Origin of the sequence: Streptomyces sp. G5(2025), from assembly GCF_049542075.1 — a bacterium.
Classification (GTDB): Bacteria; Actinomycetota; Actinomycetes; order Streptomycetales; family Streptomycetaceae; genus Streptomyces.
Map to the genome: position 1 here is coordinate 1,048,110 of NZ_JBMUZT010000002.1, position 13,183 is coordinate 1,061,292.

The window sequence follows — 13,183 nt, forward strand, 5'->3', positions numbered from 1 at the left end:
CGGCGATGCCTTCCCTCGACGACGCCTCCCGCGGCCGCGTCCTGTTCGGCGGCGACTACAACCCCGAGCAGTGGCCCGAGGACGTCTGGGCACAGGACGCGCGGCTGATGCGGGAGGCCGGGGTCAACTCCGTCACCCTGGGCGTCTTCTCCTGGGCGAAGCTCGAACCCCGCCCCGGATCGCGGGAGTTCGGGTGGCTGGACCGGCTGATGGACCTGATGCACGACCACGGCATCGGCGTGGTCCTCGCCACGCCGACCTCCTCTCCCCCGCCGTGGCTCGGCCGGCTCCACCCCGAGACGCTGCCGCGTGACGAGAACGGCCAGGTCGAGTGGTGGGGCTCGCGTCAGCACTTCGCGCACTCCAGCGCCGCCTACCGCCACCACGCCGCCGCCCTCACGGAGGACCTCGCCGCACGTTACGCCCGCCATCCGGCGCTCACGATGTGGCACATCAACAACGAGTACTGCACCTACGACTGGGGGGAGACGGCGGCCGCCGCGTTCCGCCGCTGGCTTAGGGCACGATACGCCTCGCTCCGGGCTCTCAACTCCGCCTGGGGCACCGCCATTTGGGGGCAGAACTACGACGCCTGGGAGGAGGTCCTGCCGCCACGCCGCGCGCACTACATGAAGAACCCCACGCAGGTCCTCGACTTCAAGCGCTTCACGTCGGACGCCTTGCTGGAGTGCTACCGCGCCGAACGCGACATCGTCCGCGCCCACACCCCGCACCTGCCGGTCACCACCAACTTCATGCCGCTGTGGCAGGGCCAGGACGGCTGGAAGTGGGCCGCGCAGGAGGACGTCGTCTCGGTCGACCTCTACCCCGACCCCAGGGATCCGCTCGGCGGCCGGCAGGGGGCGCTCGTCCAGGACCTCACCCGCTCCCAGGCGGGCGGCGGCCCCTGGATGCTGATGGAGCAGGCGGCGGGCCCGGTCAACTGGCGCGGCGTGAACCATCCGAAGCCCGCCGGGCTGAACCGCCTCTGGTCCTGGCAGGCGGTGGCGCGCGGCGCCGACGCGGTCTGCTACTTCCAGTGGCGGCAGTCACGCCAGGGCGCCGAGAAGTTCCACTCGGGGATGCTCGGCCACGCGGGCGAGGAAGGCCGCACCTTCCAGGAGGTCAAGCGCCTCGGTGCCGAACTCGCCCGCGTCGGGCCCCGGGTGAGCGGGACCCGCGTACCCGCCGAGGTGGCGGTCCTGCACGACTGGGACTCCTGGTGGGCGGGGCAGCAGGACGGCCGCCCCTCCGCCCGCCTCGACCACGCCCAGGTGCTCGGCGCCTGGCACGCGGCCCTGTGGGAGGCCCACCTCACGGCCTCTTTCGCCCACCCCGGGCACGACCTGTCCGCGTACCGCATGGTCGTCGTCCCGCACCTCTACCTCCTCACCGACCCCGCGATCGCCGACCTCGTCGCGTACGTACGTCAGGGCGGTACCCTCGTCTGCGGTTTCTTCACGGGGGTGGCCGACGGCGACGACCGGGTGCGCCCCGGCGGCATGGACGCCCGGCTGCGGGCGCTGTTCGGCATCCGTACCGTGCAGGAGTGGTGGCCGCTGGAGGACGGGGAGAGCGTCGACTGCGGGGAGTTCACCGGCACGCTCTGGTCGGAGGAGCTGACCGCCGAGGACGATACGGCCGTGGAGGCCCGCTACCTGGACGGTGAGCTCGACGGGCTCCCCGCGGTGCTCCGCCGGGGCCGCGCCTGGTACGTCACCACTCTCCCCGAGCCGGCCGCCCTGCGCGATCTGCTGGCCCGGGTCGCGGCGCGGGCGGGCGTACGGCCCGCCCTGGACGGCCTCCCCCGGGACGTGGAGGCAGTGCGCCGCGGCGACCTGCTGTTCCTCCTGCACCACGGCCGCGGCGAGGTGGGCGTCGCGGTGCCGGGGCGCCACCGCGAGCTGCTGACCGGCGAGGTCGTCGAGGGGACCGTCACGTTGGGGCGGTACGGGGTGGCGGTGCTGGAGGCCGCGCCCCGCCGGGACTGAGGGCGCCCCCACCGGCTCACGGGCCGGTGGGGGCGTTCGCGCACTGTCAGAGGCCACCGGTCTGCACCAGGCGGTTGGGAGAGGACTTGGTCACCGTGAGGATGTCCTTCACCGACTTGTCGACGATCCAGTTGTAGACCTGGGCGGAGGTCGCCGACGGGTGGCGGGCCTTGAGAAGGGTGGCCACCCCGGCGACGTGGGGGCTGGCCATGGACGTGCCGTCCAGCGCCACGCTCCCGCCGCCGAGCCTGGCCGAGACGATGGCGGTGCCGGGGCCGTACATGTCGAGACAGGGGCCGTGGTTGGAGAAGGCCGCCTCCTGGTCCTGGTGGTTGGTGGCTCCGACGGTGAGGACTCGCTGGGCGCTCGCGGGCGAGACGTCGCACGCGTCGACCGCGTCGTTGCCCGCCGCGACGACCGGCAGGACACCGCTGTCCGAGAGAGCCGTCGCGGCCTGGTTGACGGCGTCGCTCCGCGGGCCGCCGAGGGAGCCGTTGAGGACCGCGGGCTGCCTGGCGTTCCTCGCCACCCAGTCGAAGCCGGCGATCATGCCGGCGTACGATCCCTTGCCGTCGCAGCCGAGGACGCGGACGCTGACCAGCCTCGCCTGCCGGGCGACGCCGTAGTTCGCCCCGCCGACGGTGCCGGCGACGTGCGTGCCGTGGCCGTTGCAGTCCTGGCCGTTCCTGCCGTCGCCCATCGCGTCGAAGCCGGGCACGGCACGGCCGCCGAACTCCGCGTGCCGGTAGTCGATGCCGGAGTCGAAGATGTAGGCCGTGGCACCGGCGCCGGTGCTGTTGACGTTGAACTGCTGGTTGAGCGGGAGGTAGGGCTGGTCGATGCGGTCCAGTCCCCAGCTGGCGGCCGGGACGCGGACCGCGGGCGCCGGGCCGACGGTGACCTCCGCGTCCTGCTCGACGGCCGCCACCTCCGGGAGGCCGCGCACGGCCGCGAGCTGCTTCGCGTCGAGCTTGGCCGCGAAGCCGCGCAGCACGTGCTGGTACTCATGGAGCGGGGTGACGCCGACCTGCTGGGTGATCCGGGTGGCCGTCGAGGTGGTGTCGGACTTCAGGGTGACGATGTACTGGTCCGCGATGGGCGCCGACGTGGTGCGCAGCGGTGCGGGCGTGGAGCGCGTCGGCGCCTTCGGACTCGGTTCGGCGGCCGAGGCGGGGAGGGCGGTGAGGGGGAGCAGCAGGAGCAGCGCCGCGCAAGCACAGCGGGCGGAGAGCCTCATTCAGTACTCCGTTCGGGAGTGTCTGCCACAAAGGTCCCTGTGTAGGGCTACAGAGGGACTTCTGTAGGGAAGCAGTACGAACCCTTAGCGGAATATCACCCTCAGGAGTGACGTGACTCCTTACGGTGGCGAACACCGCAATGCGCCCCCTGTGTCAGACCGGGGCGCCCCCCGAACTGGCCCGCACCGTCAGTTCCGGGGCGATCAGTGCGACGTCGTCCGCGCCCTGCCCCGCGAGTTTGGCGACGACGCGCTCCACGGCCCGGCGCCCCATCTCCTCGGCGGGGATGGAGACCGAGGTGAGCCGCACCGAGGCCTGGAGGGCCACCTGGTCCGGGCAGATGGCGATCACCGAGACGTCCTCGGGCACCGCGCGGCCCCGCTGGCGCAGCAGTCCGAGCAGCGGCTCCACGGCCGACTCGTTCTGCACGACGAAGCCCGTGGTGCCCGGCCGTTCGTCGAAGATCCGGGCGAGGGTGGCCGAGGTGGGCCCGTATCCCGCCTCGCAGGGCCGGTGCAGCAGCCGTACGCCCAGCTCGCGGGCCCTGCCGCGCAGTCCGTCGAGGGTGCGCTCGGCGAAGCCGGTGTGGCGTTCGTAGACGGCGGGGGCCTCGCCGATGACGGCGATGTCGCGGTGGCCGAGTCCGGCCAGGTGCTCCACGCAGAGCGCGCCCGTGGCGACGAAGTCGAGGTCGACGCAGGTGAGTCCGGTCGTGTCGGCGGGCAGTCCGATGAGCACGGCGGGCCGCGGGCTTTCGCGCAGCAGGGGGAGCCGCTCGTCGTCCAGTTCGACGTCCATGAGGATCATGGCGTCGGCGAGTCCGCTGCCGGTGACGCGGCGCACGGTCCGCGGGCCCTCGTCGCCGGTCAGGAGCAGTACGTCGTAGCCGTGGGCGCGGGCCGTGGTGGCGACGGCGATGGCGATCTCCATCATCACCGGTACGTACATGTCGGTGCGCAGCGGCATCATCAGCGCGATGACGTTGGACCTGCTGCTTGCCAGGGCGCGGGCGCCCGCGTTCGGGTGGTAGCCGAGCTGATGGATGCTGCGTTCGACGCGTTCCCGGGTGCCGGTGGAGATCGACCGCTTGCCGCTGAGGACGTAGCTCACCGTGCTGGCCGAGACTCCGGCGTGCCTGGCGACCTCGGCGAGGGTGACCATGCGGCTCTCCTGGACTGGACGACGGGACGACGCGACCGACCCTAAGGGGGCGCCCCTGGCCTGTCCATACGCTGAGTCGAAGCGCTTCGACTCCGGTGGGCAGGGGCGGGGCGCCCCGTGGTGCGGTCAGAGCGCCGGGTGCGCGTTCTTCAGGAGCTGCTGGAACTGGGCGGAGAACCAGTGGCCCGAGACCGGCGCGTCCGGCAGGGCGCCGGACCTGTTGTAGTTGTTGCGCGCGTTGCCCTCATAGGTGGGGTCGCACATCCGGTCGAAGCCCTTGCCCTCGTCGTTCGGGATCGCCTTGCTGGAGCCGTCGGACTCGCCCGGCGGCTTCATCCAGACATAGGCGTCGATGCCGGCCGCGGGTGCGGCCTTGGGGCGTTCGCCGAGGCCCGCGCCCGACTGGTTGCACCAGTTGCCGACGTGGATGCGGCGGTCGTAGCGGCCGCCGTTGACGTAGGAGTCGACGTCCGTCGTCGGGCCGGGCCGGGTGGGCTGTGCCGTGCCGCCCCAGCCGTTGCGGGAGGTGTCGATGAGCATGCCGATGCCGGACCGGAAGCCGGTGGCCACCAGCTGGTCGCGGAAGGCCTGGGCGAAGGAGAGCTCGTCGGTGTAGCGGTTCCAGTCGACCCACTTCGACTCGCGGACCGAGCGGCCGCCGACCGTGTCGCCGATGCGGAAGTTCTCCTCCTTCAGGGCGCTGTAGTTGGCGGTGTTGGTGATGAAGCCGTGGACGTTGTCGACGGTGCTGCCCTCGGCGGTGGCGGCCTGGTGGAAGACCTGCGCGGAGGCGGCGAAGTTGTCGTCCCAGCCGATCCAGCCGTGGTGGCCCGCGTCCACGTAGTTGTAGACGTTGGGCACGGCGCCCAGCTGCTTGAGGGCGTAGCCGACGCCCTTCACGTAGTTGCCGTTGGCCTTCATCAGGTCGCAGGCGGGGGTGGCGGTGGGCCGGCCGCCGGTGTTGGTGACGAGGTTGGGCAGTGAGTCGATCTCGACGGTCGTGACGATGCGCAGGTTCGCGTACTTCGCCTCGCCGAGGATCTTCGCGATCGGGTCGATGTAGTCCCGCTTGTAGCGGTCGATCTCGGTGGGGCCGAGCTCGCCGTTGGAGGCCAGGGCCGCGCAGTCCCGGCCCGGCAGGTTGTAGATGACCAACTGGACGACGCCAGCGCGCTGTTGGAGGGCCGCGTCGAGGTGCTGGCGCAGGCCCATCTTGCCGTTGCCGCCCGCGATCGCGGCGATCCGGTCGAGCCAGACGCCGGTGGGCTGGTTCGAGACGGCGGTGCCGCCCGGCTCGGCGGCGGCCTTCTTCGACCACTCGGGGTTCACGTAGACCTTGGCGCCCGCGTACGGGTTGTCGACGCGGGCGGCGGCCGCGGTGGCCCCTGCGGGCTCAGCGGGCTGGTCGGCGAGGGCGACGGCGGTGCCGCCGCTGAGCGCGACCACGGTGGACAGGGCGAGCAGGAGGGTGCGGGATCTTTGGAGGGTGTGTATACGTGTGCGGCTCATGTCGTCTCCGGTGCCTCTCAGGTGTCGAGGGCGCGCAGGTGGTCGCGCAGCCCGATGCCGAACGGGGTGGGTGTGCCGTCGTAGGAGCGGATCAGGGCCGGGCCCGAGGAGCAGTCCCAGGCGTTCCAGGTCCAGCCGAGGTAGGAGAGCCGGCGGTCGTCGAACCACTTCATGACGCGGTCGATGAAGCCGTGGGAGCAGGTGTTCTCGCCGATCTCGCCCGCGACGAGCGGGACGCGGGCGGCGACGGGGGCGAGGGCGCGGTTCCAGCAGTCCTCGTCCGCGCAGGCGTTGAAGTTGTAGACGTGCCAGGCCGCGGCGAGATTGCCCGCCGGGTCGTGGGGCGCGTGCCGGAGCCAGCCGCTCAGGTCGTTGGAGTACGCGATGCCGGCGGCCAGGACCAGGTTGCGGGCGCCCGTCCTGCGTACGGCGTCCAGCAGGTCCTGCATCCCGGCGACCTCGTAGCCGATGCCGGGGCAGGTGCCGCCGTCGCGCCAGCATGCCCAGGCCTGGGCGGTGGTGGGGGTCGCGCGGTCCGGATAGGGCTCGTTGAAGAGGTCGAAGACGACCTCGGGGTCGCTCTTGTAGGTGTGCGCCACCGAGGTCCAGAACGCCGGGGTGTGCGCGGCGCCCGGCATCGGCTTCTGGCAGCCGGCGTGGACGTCGTGGCAGCCGGCGGAGTTGCCGGTGTAGCGGCCGTGCGTCCAGTGCAGTTCGAGGATCGGGGTCATGCCGTGGGCCTGGACGCGCTGGACCAGGCCGTCGACGGCGGAGCGGTAGGCGGCGCCCCGGTAGCGGGGGTCGATGTTGGCGGTGCCGAGCCAGCACTCCTCGTTGAGGGGGATGCGTACGGTGTTGGCGTTCCACTCCGCGATGGCCTTGACGGAGGCGTCGTCGACGGGCCCGTCGAAGAAGCCCCAGCCCTGGACGCAGGCGAACTCGCCCCCGGAGCGGTTGACGCCGAGGAGGCGGTGGGGGGTGCCGTCCGCGCCGACGAGGCGGTTGCCCTCGACGTGCAGGACGGGCGGCGGTCCGGCCGCGGCGGGGCGCGCGGCCGCGGGGGTGGCGAGCCCGCCGGCGACGAGAAGGACGGCCAGCGCGGCGAGGGTGCGCAACAGCCGTTGTGGATGCCGCATGGACGACTCCTTTTCGGTCGGTGAACACGGACCTCTGACGTGCAGTCACCGCCGCGCAGAGAAAAGGTTGCCGGGTTTCCGGGAAATCCCGACGCGTTCGGCAGTCGAATGGATTCGACGACTCGATGCACGCGAGAACCCTTGACAACCCCAAGTGGCACCAGGATTTTGGGAGCGCTCCCACCCCCATCGGAAGAAGGACACCGGCATGCGTTCTTTCCCCGACCACGGAGAATCGAGACCGGAACCCAGCCGCCGCAGGGTGCTGGCCATGGGGGCCGCGGCGGCCGCGCTCCCCGTCGCGGCCGGCCTCGGTCTCGCAGGTCAGCCCGCCCACGCGCGGGCGGCGGCCACCCTTTACGAACAGCGGTTCCTCGACCTCTACGGAAAGATCACCAATCCGGCCAACGGATATTTCTCGCCAGAGGGCATTCCGTACCACTCCGTCGAGACGCTCATTGTCGAAGCCCCCGATCACGGGCATGAGACGACCTCGGAGGCGTACAGCTATCTGATATGGCTCCAGGCCATGTACGGCAAGGTCACCGGTGACTGGTCCCGGTTCAACTCGGCGTGGGAAACCATGGAGAAATTCATGATCCCCACCCGCGCGGACCAGCCGACGAACAGTTTCTACAATGCGGCGAAACCGGCTACGTACGCGCCCGAACGCGACACCCCTGCGCAGTACCCCTCACCCCTCGACCCCTCGGTCGCCCCCGGCGCCGACCCCCTCGCCGCCGAGCTGCGGAGCGCGTACGGCACCGACGACATCTACGGCATGCACTGGCTCCAGGACGTCGACAACACCTACGGCTTGGGCGGCTTTGGCACCGCGCCGACGTACATCAACACCTTCCAGCGCGGCCCCCAGGAGTCGGTCTGGGAGACGGTCACCCACCCGTGCCGCGACGACTTCACGCACGGCGGCAGGAACGGTTACCTGGATCTGTTCACCGGCGACGCCTCGTACGCCAGGCAGTGGAAGTTCACCAACGCGCCCGACGCCGACGCGCGTGCCGTACAGGCCGCGTACTGGGCGCACAAGTGGGCCACCGCGCAAGGGAAACAGGGGCAGGTCGCGGCGACCGTCGCGAAGGCCGCGAAGATGGGCGACTACCTGCGCTACGCGCTGTTCGACAAGTACTTCAAGAAGGTCGGCGACTGCACGTCACCGTCGGGCTGCGCGCCCGGCAGCGGCAAGAACAGCGCGCACTACCTGCTGTCCTGGTACTACGCGTGGGGCGGGGCCCTGGACACCTCGGCGGGCTGGGCGTGGCGCATCGGCTGCAGCCACAGCCACGGCGGCTACCAGAACCCCCTCGCCGCCCACGCCCTCTCCTCGTACGCGGCCCTCGCGCCCAAGTCGGCCACCGGCAGGGCGGACTGGGCGCAGAGCCTGAAGCGGCAGCTGGAGTTCTACCGCTGGCTCCAGTCCGCGGAGGGCGCCATCGCGGGCGGCGCGACCAACAGCTGGCAGGGCCGCTACGCGACGCCGCCGTCCGGCACGCCCACGTTCTACGGCATGTACTACGACGAGAAGCCCGTCTACCACGACCCGCCGTCCAACCAGTGGTTCGGATTCCAGGCCTGGTCGATGGAGCGGGTCGCCGCGTACTACCACCAGACGGGAGCCGCGGACGCCAAGGCCGTCCTCGACAAGTGGGTGTCCTGGGCGCTGGCGCACACCACGGTCGCCGCCGACGGCACATACCTCTTCCCCTCGACGCTCAGCTGGTCCGGGAAGCCCGACACCTGGCACCCGTCGCGGCCGGGCGCCAACGCGAATCTGCACGTCTCGGTCGTGGACCGCACCAACGACGTGGGCGTGGCGGGCGCCTACGCGCGCACGCTCGTCTACTACGCCGCCCGCTCCGGCCACGCCAGGGCGAAGGCGACCGCGAAGGCGCTGCTCGACGGCGCGTGGACGCACCACCAAGACGCCCGGGGCGTCGCGGTGCCGGAGAAGCGCGCCGACTACAACCGCTTCGACGACGCGGTGCACGTGCCGGGCGGCTGGAGCGGGCGGATGCCGAACGGCGACCCGGTGAACTCGTCGTCGACGTTCACCTCCATCCGCTCCTTCTACAAGAAGGACCCGGACTGGCCGAAGGTGCAGGCGTATCTGGCGGGCGGCAGCGCGCCCACCTTCACGTACCACCGCTTCTGGGCACAGGTCGACGTCGCCCTCGCCCTCGGCGCGTACGCGGAGCTGTTGGAGAGCTGAGCGCCCACTCCCCCACCTGATGTGCGAAGGGACCCCCATGCCCCCTGTGCCCCACGCGCACAGAGCGCGCGTACTCCCCGCTCTGATCGGCCTGCTCGGCGGCCTGCTCGTCGGCGGTCCGGTGGCGACCGCCGACGACCACGCCCCCGCGCGAGCGAAGGCCGCCACGGCCGCCGCGTACGACTGGAAGAACGTCCGCATCGACGGGGCGGCTTCGTCCCCGGCATCGTCTTCAACCGCTCCGAGCGCGACCTGGCCTACGCCCGCACCGACATCGGCGGCGCCTACCGCTGGCAGGAGCCGTCGAAGTCCTGGAAGCCGCTGCTGGACTCGGTGGGGTGGGAGGACTGGGGGCATACGGGCGTGGTGAGCCTGGCGTCCGACTCCGTCGACCCCGACCGGGTGTACGCGGCCGTCGGCGCGTACACCAACGACTGGGACCCCGGCAACGGCGCCGTGCTGCGCTCCACCGACCGGGGCGAGACCTGGCGCAAGGCGGACCTGCCGTTCAAGCTGGGCGGCAACATGCCGGGGCGCGGCATGGGCGAGCGGCTGGCCGTCGACCCGCACGACAACGACGTGCTCTACCTCGGTGCACCGAGCGGCAAGGGCCTGTGGCGCTCCACGGACGCGGGCGCCACCTGGAAGCAGGTGACGAACTTCCCGAACCCCGGCAACTTCCAGCAGGACCCGAGCGACACGAGCGGCTACAACTCCGACAACCAGGGCATCGTCTGGGTCACGTTCGACGAGTCGACGGGCTCGGGCGGCACGGAACCCCGAAAGACGCAGACGCTGTACGTGGGCGTCGCCGACAAGGCCAACTCCGTCTACAAGTCGGCGGACGGCGGGGGAAGTTGGTCGCGTGTGGACGGGCAGCCGACCGGGCTCCTCGCCCACAAGGGCGTCCTGGACGCGCAGAACGACTATCTCTACGTCGCGTACAGCGACCGGGCGGGGCCCTACGACGGCGGGAAGGGCCAGGTGTGGCGGTACGCGACGCGGACCGGCGAGTGGAAGGACATCAGCCCGGTCGCGGAGGCCGACACCCACTACGGCTTCAGCGGACTGAGCGTCGACCGGCAGAACCCGGGCACGGTCATGGTCACCGGCTACAGCTCCTGGTGGCCCGACACGCAGATCTTCCGGACCACGGACAGCGGCGCCAACTGGACGTCTGCGTGGGGCTATTCGTCGTACCCGACGCGCGAGAACCGCTACACCATGGACATCTCGTCCGTCCCCTGGCTCTCCTGGGGCGCGCGGCCCGCGCCGCCCGAGCAGTCCCCGAAGCTCGGATGGATGACGGAGTCCCTGGAGATCGATCCGTTCGACTCCGACCGCATGATGTACGGCACGGGCGCCACGGTCCACGGCACGGAGGACCTCACCGACTGGGACGACCCGGGCGGCAGGTTCACCGTCACGCCCATGGTGAAGGGGCTGGAGGAGACCGCCGTCAACGACCTCGTGGCTCCCCCGTCCGGGGCGCCGCTGCTGAGCGCGCTCGGGGACATCGGCGGCTTCCGGCACACGGACGTCACCAAGGTGCCGCCGCTGATGTACGCCTCGCCGAACTTCGCCTCGACCACGAGCCTCGACTACGCCGCGGCCAGGCCGGACGTGGTCATACGGTCCGGCAACGCCGACGCGGCGCCCCGTGTGGCCTTCTCCACGGACAACGGCGCCAACTGGACCGGCGGCCAGGAGCCGCCCGGCGTCACGGGCGGCGGCGCGGTGGCCGCCGCGGCCGACGGGAGCCGCTTCGTGTGGAGCCCGGAGGGCGCGGGGGTGCACACCGCCACCGGGCCGGGTTCGTCGTGGACGGCCGCCAAGGGAATCCCGCGGGGCGCGGTGGTCGAGGCGGACCGGGTGGACCCGAAGCGGTTCTACGGCTTCAAGACGGGCCGCTTCTACGTGAGTTCCGACGGCGGCGCGACCTTCACCGCGACGGCGGCGGCCGGCCTGCCGACCGAGGGGCCGGTGAAGTTCCAGGCCGTGCCGGGAAAGAAGGGCGACGTGTGGCTCGCGGGCGGCACGTCCGGCGGGACGTACGGCCTGTGGCACTCCACGGACGGCGGTACGAGCTTCACGAAGGTCGGCGGCGTCCAGGAGGCCGACACCATCGGCTTCGGCAAGGCGGCGCCCGGCGCCTCGTACCAGACGCTCTACACCAGCGCGAGGATCGGCGGTGTGCGCGGCATCTTCCGCTCCACGGACGCGGGCGCGAACTGGGTGCGCGTCAACGACGCGCGTCACCAGTGGGGTTGGACGGGCGCCGCCATCACCGGCGACCCGAAGGTCTTCGGCCGGGTGTACGTGGGGACGAACGGCCGCGGCATCGTGTACGGCGACACGGCGGCCAAGTAGGCGCGGCGGCCGCAGGGGCCGGTGGACCGGTCCCGCTCCCCGCAAGGGGGAAGGGGGACAACCCCCTACCGGAGCGGTGGGTGGCAGGATCGCCGCAGATGGGCGCGGACGGACATGCTGGGGGCCCGGCAGCGGACGCCGCCGGGCCCCCAGCGGTCGTAGGAGTTGGCTCGTGCGTGAGCAGGCATGGCAGAAGGTTGGTTCGTCCGGGCGGCGGGGCGGTCGGCGCGGAAGTGTGGCGGCGGCGGTCGCGGTGGCCGTGGGCGTCATGACGGCGGGGACGCTTCAGGCACCCGCGGTGTCCGCGGCCCCCCGGCCGGACACGGTCCAGCAAGGCCTGGACGCGCTGGTGCGCGCCGATGGCACGCCCGCCGCGCTGGCGAGCGTCACGGACCGCGAGGGGCGCGAACGTACCTACACCGCCGGGGTCGGGAACCTCGCGACCGGCGCGCCGGTGCCGCGGGACGGCCAGGTGCGGATCGGCAGCAACACCAAGACGTTCACCGCGGTGGTCGCACTGCAACTGGTCGCCGAAGGGAAGATCGCCCTGGATGCCTCGGTCGACACGTATCTGCCGGGCCTGGTGCGCGGGGAGAGCATCGACGGCCGTCGCATCACCGTCCGCCATCTCCTCCAGCAGACCAGCGGGCTGCCCAACTACACCGCGTACGACATCCAGCCGCGGTACCACGAACCCCGCGAACTCCTCGACATCGCGCTGCGGCACGAGGGCCACTTCCTTCCGGGGAAGAAGTGGGAGTACAGCAACACGAACTACGTGCTGGCCGGCCTGATCATCGAGAAGGTCACCCGCCACACCGTGGCCCAGGAGATCGACCGGCGCGTCATCCAACGCCTCGGGCTGCGGCACACCTACTTCCCCGCCCCCCGCGACGCGGCCATCCGCGGACCACACCCCAAGGGCTACTACCAGGACGCGCCGGGCACCGAGCTGGACGACATCACGGAGATCGACCCCTCCTGGGCGTGGGCGGCGGGCCAGCTGATCTCCACCAACTCCGACCTCAACCGGTTCTTCACCGCGCTCCTGGACGGCCGCCTCCTGCCGGCGGCCCAGCTCGCCCAGATGCGGACCACCGTCCGCGCCCCGTACTTCGGCGACGGCGCCCGCTACGGGCTGGGGATCGTCAGCAAACCCCTGTCGTGCGGCGGGCGTTCCTGGGGCCACGGCGGCAGCTTCCCCGGCTACGAGACCCGGGGCGGCGTCACCGCCGACGGCCGCGCGGCGAACGTCGCGGTGACCATGCAGCCGACCGCCGAGGCGACCGCCAAGCATCTGGAGAGCGTCGTGGACACGGCCCTGTGCCGCTGAAGCGAGCCACGCCCAGGACGCCCGGGCTCACCCTCCGCATCCACACCCGCCGCAACCGCCTCCGCCTCCGCCCCCGTCGCCGTCGCCGCAGAGGGACGAGCTTCCGTCGCACGACGCGTCACTGTCACGCGGCGCACCCTGGCCGGACACCCAACCACCGCCGCCCCCCACCGCACCGCCCGAGACCCAGCTCTCACCCTCGCCCCGCCGCGGCGCAC

At 71.7% G+C, this 13,183-nt stretch carries 6 protein-coding genes and 2 pseudogenes; 4 read left to right on the top strand and 4 right to left on the bottom strand.

Annotation, left to right across the window (positions count from 1 at the left end; genetic code table 11):
- Positions 1–5: 5 nt before the first annotated feature.
- Entirely contained in the window at positions 6–1,991 is a 1,986-nt protein-coding gene (locus ACOBQB_RS05085; protein ID WP_423589103.1) for a beta-galactosidase, read from the top strand.
- 46 nt (positions 1,992–2,037) lie between these two features.
- On the opposite strand, the gene ACOBQB_RS05090 is transcribed toward ACOBQB_RS05085, so the two are convergent.
- The 4 genes from ACOBQB_RS05090 to ACOBQB_RS05105 all read right to left on the bottom strand — a co-directional run bounded on the left by ACOBQB_RS05090 (position 2,038) and on the right by ACOBQB_RS05105 (position 7,035).
- Positions 2,038–3,228 (bottom strand): S8 family peptidase, encoded by a 1,191-nt coding sequence (locus tag ACOBQB_RS05090; protein ID WP_423589104.1) that lies wholly within the window; start codon positions 3,226–3,228, stop codon positions 2,038–2,040.
- A 154-nt stretch (positions 3,229–3,382) separates the two neighbouring features.
- Positions 3,383–4,390: a LacI family DNA-binding transcriptional regulator gene (locus ACOBQB_RS05095; protein WP_423589106.1), complete on the bottom strand. Its 1,008-nt coding sequence runs from the start codon at positions 4,388–4,390 to the stop codon at positions 3,383–3,385.
- Positions 4,391–4,516: 126 nt separating this feature from the next.
- Positions 4,517–5,899 carry a glycoside hydrolase family 6 protein gene (locus ACOBQB_RS05100; protein WP_423589107.1) on the bottom strand — a complete coding sequence of 461 codons (1,383 nt, stop codon included), beginning with the start codon at positions 5,897–5,899 and terminating at the stop codon, positions 4,517–4,519.
- Between the two features lie 17 nt (positions 5,900–5,916).
- Positions 5,917–7,035, bottom strand: a complete 1,119-nt coding sequence (locus ACOBQB_RS05105) for a glycoside hydrolase family 5 protein (RefSeq protein ID WP_423589108.1) — start codon at positions 7,033–7,035, stop codon at positions 5,917–5,919.
- Between the two features lie 283 nt (positions 7,036–7,318).
- Between ACOBQB_RS05105 and ACOBQB_RS05110 the strand changes: the two are divergent.
- From ACOBQB_RS05110 to ACOBQB_RS05120, 3 genes and pseudogenes are all read left to right on the top strand, one after another.
- Positions 7,319–9,262: pseudogene (locus ACOBQB_RS05110) on the top strand (glycoside hydrolase family 48 protein); the annotation flags it as partial.
- Positions 9,263–9,299: 37 nt separating this feature from the next.
- Positions 9,300–11,632 (top strand): annotated as a pseudogene (locus ACOBQB_RS05115) (xyloglucanase).
- Between the two features lie 172 nt (positions 11,633–11,804).
- The gene (locus ACOBQB_RS05120) at positions 11,805–12,965 is read left to right on the top strand and encodes a serine hydrolase domain-containing protein (RefSeq protein WP_423589110.1); all 1,161 of its coding nucleotides are present in this window, start codon (positions 11,805–11,807) and stop codon (positions 12,963–12,965) included.
- Positions 12,966–13,183: the final 218 nt, after the last annotated feature.

Coding starts and splice junctions, on each gene's coding strand:
- ACOBQB_RS05105 (WP_423589108.1), bottom strand. CDS start 7,035: ATGCGGCATCCACAACGGCTGTTGCGCACCCTCGCCGCGCTGGCCGTC.
- ACOBQB_RS05100 (WP_423589107.1), bottom strand. CDS start 5,899: ATGAGCCGCACACGTATACACACCCTCCAAAGATCCCGCACCCTCCTG.
- ACOBQB_RS05095 (WP_423589106.1), bottom strand. CDS start 4,390: ATGGTCACCCTCGCCGAGGTCGCCAGGCACGCCGGAGTCTCGGCCAGC.
- ACOBQB_RS05085 (WP_423589103.1), top strand. CDS start 6: ATGCCTTCCCTCGACGACGCCTCCCGCGGCCGCGTCCTGTTCGGCGGC.
- ACOBQB_RS05090 (WP_423589104.1), bottom strand. CDS start 3,228: ATGAGGCTCTCCGCCCGCTGTGCTTGCGCGGCGCTGCTCCTGCTGCTC.